We start from the raw sequence: 16538 nt of genomic DNA, 5'->3' as shown, positions 1-16538 counted from the left end.
CCTTTGAAGGTAATTTCCAACAGTATTCTTGGATTTTTCATGGATGTGGGCGGTGATCGAACAACGCACTGACACGCCGGTCCCGGTGTTCCGTCTTTATGGCGAGACGACGGTGTGGCCGACGCCGGACCTGATTCACTGCGAATCCATCGCCTCGCGCAGCCGCCTGCACGACTGGGAAATCCGCCCGCACCGGCACGTGGACCTGGTGCAACTGCTCTATGTGCAATCGGGCGCGGCGGAGCTGGAAGTGGAGGGGCGGGTGACGCTGGTCCGCGAGGCTTCGCTGCAGGTCACGCCGGCGCTCGCGGTGCACGGCTTCCGCTTTGCCGAGGACGTGCAGGGCTGGGTGCTGAGCATGGGCCTGCCGCTGGCCGAGCAGCTTGGCGGACTGCTGCAGAGCCCGGTGCTGGAGCAGCCGGCGTGCTTTAGCGTGGGCGATGGCAAGCGCCAGCTGGATGCGCTGTTCGAGTCCATCGACGTTGAGTACGCCCGGCAGGCGCCGGGTCGCGACCTGATGCTGCAGTCGCTGCTCAATATGCTGCTGGTCTGGCTCAGCCGCCAGGCACTGGAACAGGCCCGCGCGAAGGCGAGCCAGCAGGATCGCGGCGTCGAGCATATGCATGCGTTCTCCCGCCTGCTGGAACAGGATTTCCGCGAACACCGTCCCATCGAGCACTACGCGGCGGCGCTGGGTATCAGCGCCGCGCACCTCAATGCGCTGTGCCGGCGGTTGGCCGGGCAGTCCGCCCTACAGATGGTCCATCAGCGCCTGCTGCTGGAGGCCAAGCGCAACCTGGTGTACACAGCCATGACCATCCAGCAGGTGTCGGACAGCCTGGGCTTCTCCGAACCCGCTTACTTCTCCCGATTCTTCAAGCGCTACGCCGGGGTTTCACCCCGCGCGTTCCGCGAGCCGCGTTGAGCTGCCATGAATATCGATTCGCGTATCAAGTTCCGCCACCTGGTGTGTTTCCTCGAAGTGGCCCGCCAAGGCAGCCTGGCCCGCGCGGCGGACGCCCTCGCGGTGAGCCAGCCGGCCATCTCGAAGACGCTCAAGGAGTTGGAGAACCTGCTCGAAGCCAGTCTGTTCGAGCGCGGCAAGAGCGGCGCCAGCCTGACCGAGGCCGGCGTGGCCTTCCTGCGCTACGCCGGCCCCTGCGTGCAGGCGCTGCGCGACGGCGTGAACAGCCTGCGCGGCGGTGAGTACGCCTCCAGCACGGTGCGCCTGGGCGTGCTCTCTACCGTGGAAAGCCTGCTGATGCCGGAGACGGTGCGGCGCCTGCACGAGCGCCACCCGGCGCTGGTGGTCAGCGTGGTGACCGGGCCGAGCGCGCATCTGCTCTCGCAACTGCGGGTGGGCGAGTTGGACCTGGTGGTCGGCCGAATGACTGAAAGCCCGCAGATCCAGGGCCTCGCCTTCGAGCATCTGTACAGCGAATCCATGACCCTGGTGGCCCGCGCCGGCCATCCGCTGCTGGGCCGTCCACTGCCGCCCTCGGCGCTCGACGACTGGCCGCTGGTGATGCCACTGGCCGGCACCACCATTCGCAAGTCCGCCGACAGCCTGCTGGTGCAAAGTGGCCTCGGCCAGCCCCGTCGCCGGCTGGAAACCCTGTCCACGGTGCTCAGCCGCCGTTATGTATTGACCAGCGACGCGCTGTGGATCGCCCCGCTGGATTCGGTGCGCCTGGACCTGCGCTCCGGCGAGATGCTCGAACTGCCTCTGGACGTACAGGAGCCGGGCGGTTCGGTAGGGGTGTGCAGCAACTCGACGTTGCCGCTTTCGCTGGGTGCGCACTGGTGCCTGGAGGTGCTGCGTGAGGTCGGCGAAGCGTACCGCGAGGGTGCTTATCCATAACTAAATGGTTATGGATTGTGAGCATCTTTTCAGTTTTCGGCACCGGGCATGCGGGCGACACTCCGCCGCACTGCCTGATGCAACAGGCTCCGATAAATCCAACAAGAGGAGACCGACATGTCCGACGCGGAAAACAGCCGCTTCGTCATTCGTGACCGAAACTGGCACCCCAAAGCCCTCACGCCCGACTACAAAACCTCCATCGCCCGGTCCCCGCGCCAGGCCCTGGTGAGCATTCCGCAATCGGTCTCCGAAACCAGCGGCCCGGACTTCTCGCACCTGAAGATGGGTGAGCACGACAACGACCTGCTGCTCAACTTCAACAACGGTGGCCTGCCCATCGGCGAGCGCATCATCGTCTCCGGCCGGGTCATGGACCAGTACGGCAAACCGGTGCCACATACCCTGGTGGAGATGTGGCAGGCCAACGCCGGCGGCCGCTATCGCCACAAGAACGACCGCTATCTTGCGCCGCTGGATCCGAACTTCGGTGGCGTCGGCCGGGCGTTGACCGACAGCGAAGGGCGCTACATCTTCCGCACCATCAAGCCCGGTCCGTACCCGTGGCGCAACGGCCCGAACGACTGGCGTCCGGCGCACATCCACTTCTCCATCAGCGGCCCGTCGATCTCCACGCGCCTGATCACCCAGTTGTACTTCGAGGGTGACCCGCTGATCCCGATGTGCCCCATCGTCAAGTCCATCGCCAACCCGGACGCGGTGGAGTCATTGATCGCGAAGCTCGACATGAGTAACGCCAACCCCATGGACTGCCTGGCCTACCGCTTCGACATCGTGCTGCGCGGCCAACGCAAGACCCATTTCGAGAACAAGTGAGGAGGACCGACCATGCCTATCGAACTGCTGCCGGAAACCCCCTCGCAGACTGCCGGCCCTTATGTGCACATCGGCCTGGCGCTGTCTGCCGCCGGCAACCCCGCCCGTGATCAGGAAATCTGGAGCGAGATGGCCAAGCCCGGCACGCCCGGCGAACACATCCTGCTGATCGGTCACGTCTATGACGGCAACGGCCACCTGATCCGCGATTCTTTCCTGGAGCTGTGGCAGGCGAATCACGAGGGTGTGTACGACACGGCCTACGATCTGGAAAAGCCTTTCAATGGCTTCGGACGCACGGCAACGACCTTCGATGCCGGCGAGTGGCAGGTGCAGACCATTAAGCCCGGCGTGGTGAAAAACGCCGCCGGCGTGCCCATGGCGCCGCACATCAACGTCTCGCTGTTTGCCCGTGGCATCAACATCCACCTGCAGACCCGCCTGTACTTCGAAGATGAGGCGCAGGCCAACGCCGTGGACCCGGTCCTGAACCTCATCGAGCAGCCCGAACGTCGGCAAACCCTCATTGCAAAGCGTTGCGAGGTGGACGGGAGGCTCGCTTACCGGTTTGATATCCGCGTCCAGGGAAATGCGGAAACGGTGTTCTTTGACTTCTGATACGCGACTTCACGAGACATCCGCCGAACCGGTCGCCGACCGTGTCCGGCGGCACTTCGCTGCCGCGCTCGACGAGCGCGGCTATCGGGCGGACGAGGCACAGACTGCGGCGGTGGACCACCTCGCCAATTGGCTTGACGACTTCCTCGCCGGCCGCCACGGCTTCCTGCGCAAGCCGGTGGCTGGCGTCTACCTGTGGGGAGGCGTAGGGCGCGGCAAGAGCTTCGTCATGGACCAGTTCTTCGCCGCCGCGCCGACCCAGGCCAAGCGCCGGGTGCACTTCCATGCCTTCCTGCAGGAACTGCAGGTGAGCATGCTGGCGATCTCCGGGCAGTCCGATCCGCTGGTGCGCGTCGCCCGCGCCATCGCTGAAGAAACCAGGCTGCTGTGCTTCGACGAATTCCACGTGCACGACATCGGCGATGCCATGCTCCTGGGGCGAATGCTGAAGGTACTGGTGGATGAGGGCGTAGGCGTGGTCTGTACGTCCAACTACGAGCCGGAAAACCTCTGTCCGAATCCGCTGTACCGCGAGCGCTTCCGCCCGGCCATCGAGCTGATCGAAAAACGCTTCGAGGTGATCTCGGTGGATGCCGGGCAGGATTACCGCGAGCACAGCACTTCGCTGGAAGAGTGGGGCAGCTTCCTCTGGCCGGCTCGTGCCGATGACCTGGAGCTGATCGGCTCACGCCTGGGGCTGGCGGTGGACGCCAAGTTCGACGAGGTGCTCAGTGTCAATCACCACCCGCTGAAGGTGCACGCCCACGACGATCACTGCGCGTGGATGGATTTCAGCGAGATGTTCGAACGCCCGCGCTCGGCTAGCGACTATCTGTGGCTGATCGAACACTACCCGCGCATGGCGGTGAGCGGTCTCGGCCCGCTGGCGGATTATCCGCCGGACGTGAGCATGCGTTTCCTCAATTTCATCGACATCGCCTATGACCGGCAGCTGAAGCTGCAGCTGTTCGCCACGGTGTCGCTGGAGGAGCTGGCGGCGGGCGGGGCGGCGCTGGACTTCTCGCGCACACTGAGCCGGTTGCGGCAGTTGAAGCTGGAGCCGCTGTAGAGGCTGCGAGCGGGCTTGGCAAGGTATGTTCGCGAGCAAGGGCTAGGCGCTCCCCTCGGTCCTACAGGTCCGTGCCGCCGCGCTTTTCGTAGGAGCGAGCTTGCTCGCGAACCAACCCCTACACCAAGTGCCAGTGGGAAGCCATCGCGGATGGAGTCCGCTCCTACGCTCAGGCGAAGGAGGGGCATTTCCGGGTGGGGAGAAGCTCTGTTCGATAATCGGTCAGTCGTGTTGCGATAATCGCCCGCGCGTGTCGATAATCGCCCGAAATTCGCCTGCCAGGACAACAACAATGACCGACGCTCCCCGTGCCAGCCTGCCGCCCCTCGCGCCGCCAATCATCGCTTCGCCCGCCAAGCGCATCGAAGCCTTCACCGGCGACCCGAATTTCATGACTTCGCTGGCCCGTGGCCTGGCGGTGATCCATGCGTTCCAGGAGCGCAAGCGCCACCTGACCATCGCGCAGATCAGTCACCGTACCGAGATTCCGCGCGCCGCCGTGCGCCGCTGCCTGCACACGCTGATGAAGCTCGGCTACGTGACCTCCGACGGTCGCACCTATTCGCTGCTGCCCAAGGTGCTGACCCTCGGTCACGCCTATCTGTCCTCGACGCCCCTGGCGGTCACCGCCCAGCCGATCCTCGACCGCTTGAGCGAGCAACTGCACGAGGCCTGTTCCATGGCAACGCTGGAAGGCGACGAGATTCTCTACATCGCCCGCTCGGCCACGCCGCAGCGCTTGATCTCGGTCGACCTGAGCGTCGGCAGCCGCCTGCCGGCCTATTGCACGTCCATGGGTCGCATCCTGCTCGCCGGGCTGAACGACGACGCGCTAGAGGATTACCTCGCCCACGCCGACCTGCAGGTGAAGACCAGCCGCACCGTGCACACCCCGGAAATGCTCCGCGCGAGCATCGCCGAGATCCGCCAGCAGGGCTGGGTGATCATCGATCAGGAACTGGAGGTCGGCCTGCGTTCCATCGCCGTGCCGCTGAAGGATTCCGCCGGCCAGGTGCTGGCCGCGCTGAACGTTGGCACCCACGCCGGCCGCGTGTCGCGCCAGGAGCTGGAAACGCGCTTCCTGCCGGTGCTGTTGGAGGCCAGTCGCGAGCTGGGTACGCGGCTTTTCCATTGAGTCTGGGGAGGCTGGCCTGTCTTTCGCCGGCCTCTGGCATTCCCTGTTCGCTAACCGCCCACTGTGGCGATTATCGAATTGAACGGCTCTACGTCTCTTCGTACTGTTGCTCGACCCGTCCAGCCGGACGGGCAATAACAACAATGAGCGTCAGCCATGGCCCCTGTATGCCTGTCCGATCTGCCGGTTCGTGCGTCCATCGGCTCGCGCCTCATTCCTGTCCAGCTTGCGGGAGTGCAGGGCGATAAAGCCGGCCTTCCCGCGACGACGCCTTCGCAGGAAGTCTTCGCATGACCAGTTCCGCCCACGTGCCCGCTGCCGGCACTCTTGACGTCCAGTCGTTCATCAACGCCCAGCCGCTGTCGCTGTACCAGTGCCGTATCGTGCTGCTGTGCTTCCTCATCGTCTTCCTCGACGGGCTGGATACCGCTGCAATGGGCTTCATTGCCCCGGCGCTGACCCAGGACTGGGGCATCGATCGCGCCAGCCTCGGCCCGGTGATGAGCGCCGCGCTGATCGGCATGGTGTTCGGCGCCCTGGGCTCCGGCCCGCTGGCCGACCGCTTCGGGCGCAAGGGCGTGCTGGTGGTGGCGGTGTTCCTCTTCGGCCTGTTCAGCCTGATCTCGGCCTACAGCAGCAACCTCGAGCAATTGATGGCGCTGCGTCTGCTGACCGGCATTGGTTTGGGCGCGGCGATGCCCAACGCCACCACGCTGCTCTCGGAGTACACCCCCGAGCGCCTCAAGTCGCTGCTGGTGACCAGCATGTTCTGCGGCTTCAACCTGGGTATGGCGTCGGGCGGCTTCGTCTCCGCCAAGCTGATCCCGGCCTACGGCTGGCACAGCCTGCTGCTGCTCGGCGGCGTGCTTCCGCTGCTGCTGGCGGTGGTGTTGCTGGTGTGGCTGCCGGAGTCGGCGCGCTTCCTGGTGGTGCGGAATCGCGGGGCGGACAAGGTTAAGCGCGTGCTGGCGCCCATAGCTCCGGCCGAGGTGGTCGCGGCCCGTGACTTCAGCGTGCCCGAGCAGAAAACGGTGCAGAGCCGCAATGTGTTCAAGGTGATCTTCTCCGGTACCTACAGCGCAGGAACCCTGCTGCTCTGGCTGACCTACTTCATGGGTTTGGTGATCGTCTACCTGCTCACCAGCTGGTTGCCGACGCTGATGCGCGATGCCGGCGCGAGCATGGAGCAGGCCGCGTTCATCGGCGCGCTGTTCCAGCTTGGCGGGGTGCTCAGTTCGGTGGCGGTGGGTTGGGCCATGGACCGCTTCAACCCGCACAAGGTCATCGGCATCTTCTACTGCCTGGCCGGCGTGTTCGCCTACTTCGTCGGACAGAGCCTGGGTACCGTCACGCTGCTGGCGACCCTGGTGCTGGCTGCTGGCATGTGCGTGAACGGCGCGCAGTCAGCCATGCCGTCGCTGGCGGCGCGCTTCTACCCCACCCAGGGACGCGCCACCGGGGTGTCCTGGATGCTTGGCATCGGCCGCTTTGGTGCCATCCTCGGTGCCTGGATAGGCGCGACACTGCTGGGCCTGGGCTGGAACTTCGAGCAGGTGCTGACCGCGCTGATGGTGCCTGCCGCCATCGCCACCGCGGCGGTGCTGATCAAGGGGCTGGTGAGCCACGCTGACGCCACCTGACAGGCGCTTCTGACAGGGCCGCGATGCAAGGTCGCGGCCTTCCTGTTCGCCGGCGCCCAAGGCGCCCGTCGGGCTCGACGCGATGTCGGCTGCCCTGGCGCCAGGAGGATGAACGGTCGCCCAGTAGGAGTGAACGGTCGAAAAAATTCCCCTGTTTCGCTTAATCGGATTCAACTCCCTGAAGAAATTGCTGTCGGACCAGTAGCCAATCTTTGTCTTGGCACCCGCAAGGGGGCTCCTGTTTGAGCCAGCCACCTGACCATCGTTGGAAAAGTTCATGGTTCTTCATGCAGTGGGATGCTCGATTTTCCGCCCGATAGTGCGGCGCGGCCCCGGACGCCAGGAAGGCTTCTCCCTGGTGGAGCTGATGGTGGCGGTCGCATTGCTGGCGATCTTCGCCGGCGTGGCCCTGCCAGGCTTCCGCTACCTGATCGAATCCAGCCGGGTGCAGAGTGGCGCCTCGACGCTTTACCGGCTGCTCCAGGCGTCCCGCGCCGACGCCGTGAATTCCCGCCAGACCCTCACGCTTTGCCCCAGCAGTGGAAACCTGCAGTGGGTGGTGGTGCGCGCGAGCACCTGTGGCTCCATCACCGCCACCTCGGTGGGCCAGCGCCTGGACCTGCCGAGCAGCCTCAGTATCAGTAGCAGCGTCAACAACCTCTCGTTCAAGCCCGATGGCAGCGCCGCAGCGGCTGATCTGGGCATATCCAGCGATGGCACCAACAAGGCGTTCAGCATCAAGGTGGCTGCTTCGGGTTACATCAGCCTGCAGAGTGCGACCGGCCAATGAGACGGAGCATGGCGAGACACAGCGTGGCCGGTTTCAGTCTGGTGGAGGTGATGGTGGCTCTGCTGGTCACCTGCTTCGGCGTGCTCGGCATGCTGGCGATGCAGGGGCGAACCATCGCCTACGCCCAGGACACCATCCTGCGTAGTAGTGCGGCGGAACTGGCGGACGAACTGATGGAGATGATGCGCACCGATATCTATTCCACCCAGGACGGCAGCGTGGCGCAGGTGGTGCCACCGTCGAGCTGGGGCTACTACAAGGCCGCCAGCGCGTCATTTCCCATCGCTCCCGGCAGTTGCGCGTCACTGGCGAAATTGACTGCCAGCCAGCGCCTGGCCTGCTGGGCGCAGCGGGTGAACCAGGCGCTGCCGGGTGCTTCGGACCTGGCTGGCGAGTTCCATGTCTGCCGCACCAATGGCAGCAGCACGTGCAGCAACAGCGGGTCGGCCATCGAGATCCAGCTGGCCTGGCGGGTGAAGGCCGGTGAGTGCCTGGACGCCAACGCCACCGGCGATAACACCATCTGCCGTTACGTACTGCGGGAGGAACCCTAGGATGCGCGGGCCGGGTGTGCGTGCGCAGGCTGGGGTGACGCTCATCGAGCTGATGATCGCCATGGGCCTGAGCCTGTTCCTGATCCTGGGCATCACCCAGATGTTCCTCGATGGACAGGACCGTTCGCGCTACTTCGATGGCCAGGCGCAGAACCAGGACAACGCGCGCTACGCCCAGCAGATGCTCGACGCACGCCTGTCGAAAGCCGGTTACCGGCGCCTGCCGTCCTCGCGGATGACCGCCGCGTTTCCCGCGCAGACCAGCAACGGCTGCGTCTTCGCAGCCGGTCAGGCACTGGTGCGGGTAGATGCCAATACCGTCTGCCTGCGCTACCAGCCGCGCGACACTACCGATGTCGATTGCACCGGTGCTTCACTGGCCAGCCGCGCCGGGGTGAACAAGCCCTACAGCAACTACAGCCCGAGCAACAACGTGGTCGAGAAATTCACCCTGGGCAACGGTCAACTGACCTGTAACGGCAGCGCCCTGGTGGAGAACGTGGTGGCGCTGCGCTTCGATTTCGGAGTGGACAGCGAGAGCGACGAATTCAATCGCCAGGTGACGCAGTACGTCGCCACGCCGGCCACTGGCCAAACAGTGCGCAGCCTGCGTTACGCGCTACTGCTGGCCAGCAGCGGCTCGGTGAGCAGCAGGTTGGCTGCCACCACCTGTCAGCGCTGGCAGGACCTGTACGGCAGCAAGGCTTGCACCGATGGCGATGGGCCCGTGCGGCGCATCGTCAGCGGGACCAGCATGTTGAGGAACCTGATGCCATGACCCGACTGTCTTCCCGCCGGCAGCGCGGCGCGGTTTTATTCGTCGCACTGGTGATGCTGTTGCTGATCACCCTCGCCGCCGTCGGTGGCATGCGCGGCATGCAGCTGGAAGGGCGGATGACCGGCAATCGCCTGGAGCAGCAGCGGCTGATGAGTGCGGCCGAATCCGCGCTGCGCGAAGGGGAAGGGCGCCTGCGCAAGAGCCCCCGCGCGTTGGACAACTGCACGGCGGGCACCTCACCTTGCTTCACCGCGGCGGCGATCAGCTACAGCACCGACTTCAGCAAGTCCAATCTCTACTCCGGCATGGACGGCGGCACCAGCCTGCTGCGCAGTGCGCGCTGGTACCTGCGCTACATCTCGAACAACTGCAAGGGTGGCGCGGGTGGCAGCGCCAACTCCTACCTGTCGAAAGGGCAGGTGGGGTGCACCTACTACTACGAGGTCAACTCGCAGGCCTACAAGGGCACCGCCACGAGCAAGGCTTGCGGGGCCGATGCGCTGTGCCTGCGTTCGACCTTCGGGCTGGTGATCCCGTGAATCGTTGTGCTCGAAGGATGCCGACGCCATGGCTTGCTCAATGAGCATGCTGCGCACGACGCTGTTCCTGCTGCTGGTGTGCCTGGCGGGCGCGCCGGCGTGGGGGGCGTCCCTGGCGCAGACGCCGCTGTTCGTCAGCAACATCGCCCCACCGATGAACATGCTGGTCGTCGGACGTGACCAGAAGTTGTACTTCCCGGCCTACAACGACGCTTCCGACATCGACGGTGACGGCCAGCTGGACACCTACTACAAGCCCGGCATCGACTACACCGGCTACTTTGATTCCTACAAGTGCTACGTCTACGACGTGCTCAGCGGCACCTTCGCGCCCTCCAGCACCACGAGCACCAAGAAGTGCACCAGCGCCGTGGGACGTTGGAGCGGCGATTACCTCAACTACCTGACCATGTCGCGCCAGGACGTGCTGCGCAAGGTGCTCTACGGTGGCTATCGCTCCACCGACAGCACCCTTTCCACGGTACTCGAGCGGGCTTTCATCCCTAACGACGCGCACAGTTGGGGCAAGGAGTATCTGAGCGTCGCCCGCGACGGCTACAGCCTCTCCGACTACACCCCGATCCCGCTTCCCACCAACGGCAAGTACGTGCTCTTCGCCAACACCTCGATCGGCAGCGGCACACTGGGCGCCTACAACAGCGCAGCAGTGCCCCGCTTGCGCGTCATCACCAGCACCCAGCAGACACTGGGCACCTACCGCATCTGGGGCTGGGTCTCGCGGGAGTCGGCCCAGGGCACCAATACCCTCACCAGCACCACCAACAGCGACGCCACCATCGTCCCCGCCTACGATCTCAACGTCCGGGTGCAGGTCTGCGTAGCCGGCCTGCGGGAAAGCAACTGCGCGCAGTACGGCAGCCTCTACAAGCCCACGGGCGTGCTGCACGACTATGGCGCCTCGGACAAGATGTACTTCGGCCTGGTCACCGGCACCTACGCCAACAACCTGCGCGGCGGCGTAGTGCGCAAGGCGGCGGCGTCCTTCAGCAACGAGTACAACAGCTCCACCGGGCGCTTTCTGACCGACTCCACCACCGGCACCGGCTGCCTCAACGGTCGCTGCTACGTAAACAACAGCGGCATTGTCGCCAACCTCGACCGGCTGGTGTTCTCCGCCGGCTGCACCGACTCCAGCGGCTACAACCTCAATCCGCTGACCAACGGCAAGTGCGTCGACTGGGGCAACCCGCTGGGCGAGATGGCCTACGAGACCCTGCGCTACTACGCCGGCAAGGCGCCGACCGCGGCTTACGCGGCCGGCACGGCCGACACCAACGTGGGCCTTTCCAGCCTGACCAGCTGGGCCAACCCCTACAGCACCTATCCGTCCTGCACCCGGCCGTTCATGACGCTGATGAGCGACGTCAACCCGAGCTACGACTCGGATGTGCCGGGCAGCCCCCTGGGCACCGACAGCCAGCCGACCAACGACATCAGCTTCAACTTCGCCAGCGTCGGCGCCACCCTGTGGAGCCGCGAAGTGGGCGGCAGCGCCTCGGTGAACGTCGGCCAGTCCGGCGGCACCAATGACTCGGCACCCACCGCCAAGACTGCCAGCAGCTTCGCCACCATTCGCGGACTGGCCGAGGAGCCCACGCGCCAGGGCAGCTACGCGACCTCGGCTGTGTCCTTCTTCGGCAGCCAGAACGCGCTGACCACCGCGGGCTCGAACAAGGTGCAGAGCTTCTCCATCGCCCAGTCCTCGACCCTGCCCAACATCCGTATCAAGACCAGCAAGGGCATGCTGCGCCTGGTGCCGTTCAGCATGAACGTCAGCCAGGGCGTGGTCAGCCAGATCACCGGCTTCTACATCGACACCCTGACTCGCGACGGCGCCGGCAACCTCACCTCCATCACTTTCCGCGTGGTCTACGACGACTCCGCCCAGGGCCGCGACTACGACATGGACGCCATCGTGCTATATACCGTGACGGCCAGGAGCGATGGCTCCGTGGACGTGACCAGCCAGACCGAATACTCGGTGGCCGGTGACGAGTCGCACATGGGCTACACCATGGCCGGCACCACCAAGGACGGCGTGTACCTGGAGGTCACCGGCGGCGGCAACGGCTCGGTACGTAACAGGCTCGACACCCCCGACGGCAAGTTTCCCGGCGATTGCGCGGCGACCGGCATCAGCTGCGCTCTGCTGCCCGGCCTGAGCGGCAGCAGCGGGGCGCTCAGCGGCAACCGCCTGGCCTACCACACGCGCAATTTCACGCCCTCGGCCACCACCGCGGTGACCAACCTGCAGGACCCCCTGTGGTACGCCGCCAAGTACGGCAAGACCGACCTCATCAACTGGGATCGCGACGGCGACGGCGTGCCGGACAACTACTTCCTGGTCAGCAACCCCGGCAAACTGGCCTCCCAGCTCAAGTCGGCATTCGACGACATACTCCAACTCAATACCTCGGTCGCCGCCGTGGCGGTGGACTCGCAGTCGCTGGACAGTGGCAGCTACACCTACGGCACCAGCTTCGTCACTGGCGACTGGACCGGCGACCTGCTGAAGAAGCAGCGAAGCATGACCACCAGCAGCACCGGGGCGATCACCACGACCACCACCACCCTGTGGCGGGCATCGGCGCAACTGGGCACGCCCAGTGCGCGCAACATCCTGTTCGCCAAGAGCGGCGCACTCACTCCATTCAACTGGAGCAACCTGACTGCCGCCCAGCAGACCCAACTCAACCGCACCGTTGCCGGCGTGGTGGACAGCCAAGGGCAGGCACGGGTCGGTTTTCTGCGCGGTGAGAACAACACCTTCCGCACCCGAACCACATTGCTCGGCGACATGATCAATTCGGCGCCCGTGCTGGTCAGTGGCTCCGACTACTTGGCTTCGCGCGCCGACGCCCTGGAGGGCAGCGCCACCTATGCGGCGTTCGCCACCGCGCTGGCGGCGAAGCCCTCGGTGGTTTACGTCGGCGCCAACGACGGCATGCTGCACGCCTTCAACGCGACCACCGGCGCCGAGATCTTCGCCTTCATCCCCAGCGCGGTGATCCCCAACCTCAACGCCCTTACCGCGCCGGACTACGGCAAGCAGCAAGGCACCGAGCACCGTTATTTCGTCGACGGCACGCCGGTGGTGTCCGACGTCTACTACGGCTCGGCCTGGCACAAGGTCCTGCTGGGCAGTCTCGGCGCCGGCGGCCGCGAGGTATTTGCCCTCGATGTCACCGACCCCACCGCACCCAGACTGCTCTGGGAGTTCACCAGCGACAACGACAGCAGCCTCGGCTACACGGCGGCGCGGCCTTCCATTGCGCGCCTGCACAGCGGCAAGTGGGTAGCCCTGGTGCCCAACGGCTACGACACCGGCAGCAGTACCGCCTCACTGCTGATCATCGACATCCAGACCGGCGCGCTGCTGAAGAAGATCACCGCTATCCCGAGCCTGACCGCGGCCGAAACCGCTTCGCTGGACGCCCTCAACAACGGCCTGTCGCGACTATTCGTGGCGGATGCCAACAGTGACGGCATCGCCGACTACGCCTACGGCGGCGACCTGCTGGGCAACCTCTGGCGTTTCGACCTGATCGACACCAGCGTGGGCGACCCGCTCAACAGCACCGCCTCGGAGGCGCGCTACGCCGTGTCCTTCGGCGGCAGCCCGCTGTACGTCGCGCGCAACGCCAGCGGTACGCGCCAGCCGATCACCAGCGCGCCGTCCCTGGTCGACCATCCTGGCGGCATCGGCTACATCGTTGCCTTTGGCACCGGCCGCTACCTGCTCACTGCCGACAAGACCTCCACCGCGCCGCAGAGCGTCTACGGCATCTGGGACCGCAAGGTCGCCGGCGAAGCCACCACCTCCTCGCTGACGTCGGCGCGCACGCGCAGCAACCTGCAGGCGCAGACGCTCACGGCAGGCACTTTAAGCGGCACTTCGATCTACACCCTGAGCAACAACGAGGTGGCCTGGTACGACACCTCCGGCAACACCGCTGACGGCAACGTCAACAAGTGGGGCTGGTACTTCGATTTTCCGGTGGCCGGCGAGCGGCAGATCTATGACATGACGCTCTATGGCTCCAGCCTCATCTTCAGCAGTTCCACGCCACAAACCGGCACCTGCGCCGCCGGGCTCTCCGGAACCCGCTACGCGATCGATCCCGAGCGCGGCGGGCTGACGCCGTACAACGTCTTCGACCTGACCAACGATGGCACCTTCGATGCGCTCTCGGCGTTCATAACCGGCGGTGGCGATATCACCGTTTCCGGTGGCTACACCTACACCGGCGCCGAGGGCGGCGGCAGCCTGCTGCCGGATGCCATCCACACCAACACCGGCGCGGTCAGCGGCCGGCGCACCTGGCAGATCCAGCCAGCCAACTGACAGGAATAACGCATGAAGCAAACGCGGCGCGAGAGTGGCTTCACCCTGATCGAACTGATGATCGCGGTGGTGATCGTGGCGATCCTCGCCGGTATCGCCTTCCCCAGCTACCAGCGCTACGTGCTGCGCAGCCATCGGGTCGAGGCCCAGGCGCTGCTCAGCGAGGCGGCTGCCCGGCAGGAGCGCTACTACTCGCAGAACAACGCCTACGCCAGCACCGCCGCCGCGCTGAACATGACCAGCAACGTCAGCGCACTGCAGTACTACAGCCTGGCCATTTCCAACGTCACGGCCACCACCTACACCCTGACTGCCACTGGCAAGGGAACTCAGGCCAAGGATGCCCAGTGCCTGAGCCTGAGCCTCGACCAGGCCGGCACTCGCAGCAACACTGGCACGGGAACCGGCACCACCTGCTGGCAATGAGCAGGCGCCGAAAGCGTGCGATTGGCGAACACTGCGCCCCAGGTCGAATTGCGCCAGTGGCTGCCGGTCCCTAGGGTGAAGCGGATTCGCGGGCCTGCCTTGCATCTGGATTGCCCGCACGACCGTCCATCCCGGCCGATGCCCGCATTCCGGGCCACGGCATAGACTGGGCGCACGAGCCGCGACGAAGAGCGCGGCCAACCACAAGAGTGAGTGCCTGTATGCAAAGCCTGCTGAGCGAGCGCAGCCGCGTGTTCGAACGTGCCGACCCTTACGCGGTATCCGGCTACGTCAACCAGCATGTGGGCACCCACGACCTGTGTTTGCCAGCCCACGGTCATCCCCAGGCCAGCCTCAACCACCGCCGCTTCGCCAGCCTCGACCTGTGCCGCATCAGCTACGGCGGTGCGGTGCGCGTTACCTCGCCTGCACTGGAGAGCATCTTCCACTTGCAGATACTGCTCAGCGGCCATTGCCTGTGGCGTGGCCAGCGCCAGGAACACTACCTGGCGCCGGGCGAACTGCTGCTGATCAACCCGGACGACCCGGTCGACCTGACCTACTCGGACGACTGCGAGAAATTCATCCTGAAGATTCCGGTGACCCTGCTCGAAGCCATCTGCGCCGAGCAGCGCTGGAGCCATCCGCGCGCCGGTGTGCGCTTCACCGAGAACCGCTACCAGTTGGGCGAACTGGAAGGCTTCGTCAACCTGCTGTCGATGGTCTGCCAGGAATCCGAAGCCGGCGAGCGGCTGGCGCGGGTCGACGAGCACTACCAGCAGATAGTTGCCAGCAAGCTGCTGACCCTGCTCAAGACCAACGTCAGCCGCGAACCCATCGCCGGTGCGAGCGCTTCCTTCGAACGCATCGAGGCTTACATCGAAGGCCACCTGCGCGAGGACATCGACGTCGAAGCCCTGGCGCGCCAGGCCTCCATGAGCCTGCGTTCGCTCTACGCGTTGTTCGAGCGGCACGCCGGTGCCACGCCGCGCCAGTACATCCGCCGCCTCAAGCTGGAGCGCATCCGCGCTTGCCTGAGCGATCCGGCCTGCCCGGTGCGCAACGTCACCGAGCTGGCGCTGGACTATGGCTTCCTGCACCTCGGGCGCTTTGCCGAAGGCTACCGCCAGCAGTTCGGCGAGCTGCCATCGGAGACACTCAAGCGCCGCAGCTGATCTCCGCCCCCTGAAGGAGCGGACCATGCCGGTGATCCGCCGGCAGGCCGGCGTTTCAGACGGTTTGCGAAGTGGCCGGAAGTAGCGATGCCACCTTGCCGTTCCTCCGATTCCCCGCTTCGCTTGCGCGGATGGGGCTGTACTTGGGATACACGTACCAATGCGTGCGCAACCCCAGGGAGGTCGCGTCCATGAATCCCACCCCGTTCATCCTCTCGCCGGGAGAGCGCAGCCCGGCCCTCAATGTTGTCGGCATCCGCATCAACGTGCTGGTGGCCGACACCGACTCGGCGGCGCAGCGGATCACCTTCCAGGCAGGCGAGGAGGGCGCCGGGCCGCCGCCGCATACCCATGACTGGGACGAGTCCTTCTATGTGCTCCACGGCGCGGTCGTCTTCACGGTCGCCGAGCGCACGGCCGCCTGCCTGGCCGGCACGTTGATTCATATTCCCGCCGGCACCTTGCATGGCTTCAGCTTCGGCCCCGGCGGTGGCGAGATGCTCGAAATCACCGGCGCCCAGAGCCAGGCCATCGAGATGTTCCGCGCCCTGGATCGCGAGCTTGTGCCTGGCCCCGTGGACGTGCCGAAGACCGTTGAAGTGGCCGCTGAATACGGCGTCATCTTCCACCTCTGAATCCCCGGCGGCCTGCTCGCGCGGGCCGTCATTGCGGCTTCACGGCAAACCTGCAGAAAACGGATAGCACTCTGCACAAAGCGGATATTGCCCCGCCGAACCCAGCCCTAACCTG

At 65.4% G+C, this 16538-nt stretch carries 15 protein-coding genes; all 15 read left to right on the top strand.

The genetic code is table 11. The annotated features are described in order from the left end of the window. The first annotated feature begins 55 nt into the window (after positions 1-55). Complete coding sequence (locus tag ACIPK7_RS24050) at positions 56-925, top strand: helix-turn-helix domain-containing protein (protein ID WP_401090810.1); 870 nt, start codon at positions 56-58, stop codon at positions 923-925. A gap of 6 nt (positions 926-931) precedes the next feature. Continuing rightward, positions 932-1861: a pca operon transcription factor PcaQ gene (gene pcaQ / locus ACIPK7_RS24045; RefSeq protein WP_401090653.1), complete on the top strand. Its 930-nt coding sequence runs from the start codon at positions 932-934 to the stop codon at positions 1859-1861. Between the two features lie 117 nt (positions 1862-1978). Further along, positions 1979-2698 (top strand): protocatechuate 3,4-dioxygenase subunit beta, encoded by a 720-nt coding sequence (gene pcaH / locus ACIPK7_RS24040; RefSeq protein WP_401090651.1) that lies wholly within the window; start codon positions 1979-1981, stop codon positions 2696-2698. Between the two features lie 12 nt (positions 2699-2710). Next, positions 2711-3316, top strand: coding sequence for a protocatechuate 3,4-dioxygenase subunit alpha (pcaG, locus tag ACIPK7_RS24035; protein WP_192433541.1), 606 nt, complete (start codon positions 2711-2713; stop codon positions 3314-3316). After that, positions 3306-4385, top strand: coding sequence for a cell division protein ZapE (gene zapE, locus ACIPK7_RS24030; RefSeq protein ID WP_401090649.1), 1080 nt, complete (start codon positions 3306-3308; stop codon positions 4383-4385). The genes pcaG and zapE overlap by 11 nt, the downstream gene beginning before the upstream one ends. Positions 4386-4677: 292 nt before the next feature. Continuing rightward, the gene (locus tag ACIPK7_RS24025) at positions 4678-5520 is read left to right on the top strand and encodes an IclR family transcriptional regulator (RefSeq protein ID WP_017519476.1); all 843 of its coding nucleotides are present in this window, start codon (positions 4678-4680) and stop codon (positions 5518-5520) included. Positions 5521-5810: 290 nt separating this feature from the next. Next, positions 5811-7160 carry an MFS transporter gene (locus ACIPK7_RS24020; protein WP_192433537.1) on the top strand — a complete coding sequence of 450 codons (1350 nt, stop codon included), beginning with the start codon at positions 5811-5813 and terminating at the stop codon, positions 7158-7160. Between the two features lie 277 nt (positions 7161-7437). Beyond that, positions 7438-7950: a GspH/FimT family pseudopilin gene (locus tag ACIPK7_RS24015; protein WP_192433535.1), complete on the top strand. Its 513-nt coding sequence runs from the start codon at positions 7438-7440 to the stop codon at positions 7948-7950. Between the two features lie 8 nt (positions 7951-7958). Further along, positions 7959-8504, top strand: coding sequence for a type IV pilus modification protein PilV (gene pilV / locus ACIPK7_RS24010; protein ID WP_401090646.1), 546 nt, complete (start codon positions 7959-7961; stop codon positions 8502-8504). 1 nt (position 8505) lies between these two features. Then, positions 8506-9282 (top strand): PilW family protein, encoded by a 777-nt coding sequence (locus ACIPK7_RS24005; protein ID WP_192433532.1) that lies wholly within the window; start codon positions 8506-8508, stop codon positions 9280-9282. Further along, positions 9279-9821, top strand: coding sequence for a PilX N-terminal domain-containing pilus assembly protein (locus ACIPK7_RS24000; RefSeq protein ID WP_192433530.1), 543 nt, complete (start codon positions 9279-9281; stop codon positions 9819-9821). Before ACIPK7_RS24005 ends, ACIPK7_RS24000 begins: the two co-directional genes overlap by 4 nt. 28 nt (positions 9822-9849) lie before the next feature. After that, the gene (locus ACIPK7_RS23995; protein ID WP_401090644.1) at positions 9850-14187 is read left to right on the top strand and encodes a pilus assembly protein; all 4338 of its coding nucleotides are present in this window, start codon (positions 9850-9852) and stop codon (positions 14185-14187) included. Positions 14188-14199: 12 nt separating this feature from the next. Next, on the top strand, positions 14200-14613 hold the full coding sequence (locus ACIPK7_RS23990; RefSeq protein WP_192433528.1) for a type IV pilin protein: 414 nt from the start codon (positions 14200-14202) through the stop codon (positions 14611-14613). Positions 14614-14834: 221 nt separating this feature from the next. After that, entirely contained in the window at positions 14835-15788 is a 954-nt protein-coding gene (locus tag ACIPK7_RS23985; protein WP_192433526.1) for an AraC family transcriptional regulator, read from the top strand. A 191-nt stretch (positions 15789-15979) separates the two neighbouring features. Then, positions 15980-16423 (top strand): cupin domain-containing protein, encoded by a 444-nt coding sequence (locus tag ACIPK7_RS23980; protein ID WP_192433524.1) that lies wholly within the window; start codon positions 15980-15982, stop codon positions 16421-16423. Positions 16424-16538: the final 115 nt, after the last annotated feature.

Origin of the sequence: Pseudomonas sp. NPDC086581, assembly GCF_044746165.1 — a bacterium.
Taxonomy (GTDB): domain Bacteria; phylum Pseudomonadota; class Gammaproteobacteria; order Pseudomonadales; family Pseudomonadaceae; genus Pseudomonas.
This window is presented reverse-complemented; position numbering and strand designations above follow the sequence as displayed.

Coding starts and splice junctions, on each gene's coding strand:
- ACIPK7_RS23995 (WP_401090644.1), top strand. CDS start 9,850: ATGGCTTGCTCAATGAGCATGCTGCGCACGACGCTGTTCCTGCTGCTG.
- ACIPK7_RS24025 (WP_017519476.1), top strand. CDS start 4,678: ATGACCGACGCTCCCCGTGCCAGCCTGCCGCCCCTCGCGCCGCCAATC.
- ACIPK7_RS24000 (WP_192433530.1), top strand. CDS start 9,279: ATGACCCGACTGTCTTCCCGCCGGCAGCGCGGCGCGGTTTTATTCGTC.
- ACIPK7_RS23985 (WP_192433526.1), top strand. CDS start 14,835: ATGCAAAGCCTGCTGAGCGAGCGCAGCCGCGTGTTCGAACGTGCCGAC.
- ACIPK7_RS24015 (WP_192433535.1), top strand. CDS start 7,438: ATGGTTCTTCATGCAGTGGGATGCTCGATTTTCCGCCCGATAGTGCGG.
- ACIPK7_RS23990 (WP_192433528.1), top strand. CDS start 14,200: ATGAAGCAAACGCGGCGCGAGAGTGGCTTCACCCTGATCGAACTGATG.
- ACIPK7_RS24020 (WP_192433537.1), top strand. CDS start 5,811: ATGACCAGTTCCGCCCACGTGCCCGCTGCCGGCACTCTTGACGTCCAG.
- pilV (WP_401090646.1), top strand. CDS start 7,959: ATGGCGAGACACAGCGTGGCCGGTTTCAGTCTGGTGGAGGTGATGGTG.
- pcaH (WP_401090651.1), top strand. CDS start 1,979: ATGTCCGACGCGGAAAACAGCCGCTTCGTCATTCGTGACCGAAACTGG.
- ACIPK7_RS23980 (WP_192433524.1), top strand. CDS start 15,980: ATGAATCCCACCCCGTTCATCCTCTCGCCGGGAGAGCGCAGCCCGGCC.
- ACIPK7_RS24005 (WP_192433532.1), top strand. CDS start 8,506: ATGCGCGGGCCGGGTGTGCGTGCGCAGGCTGGGGTGACGCTCATCGAG.
- pcaQ (WP_401090653.1), top strand. CDS start 932: ATGAATATCGATTCGCGTATCAAGTTCCGCCACCTGGTGTGTTTCCTC.
- pcaG (WP_192433541.1), top strand. CDS start 2,711: ATGCCTATCGAACTGCTGCCGGAAACCCCCTCGCAGACTGCCGGCCCT.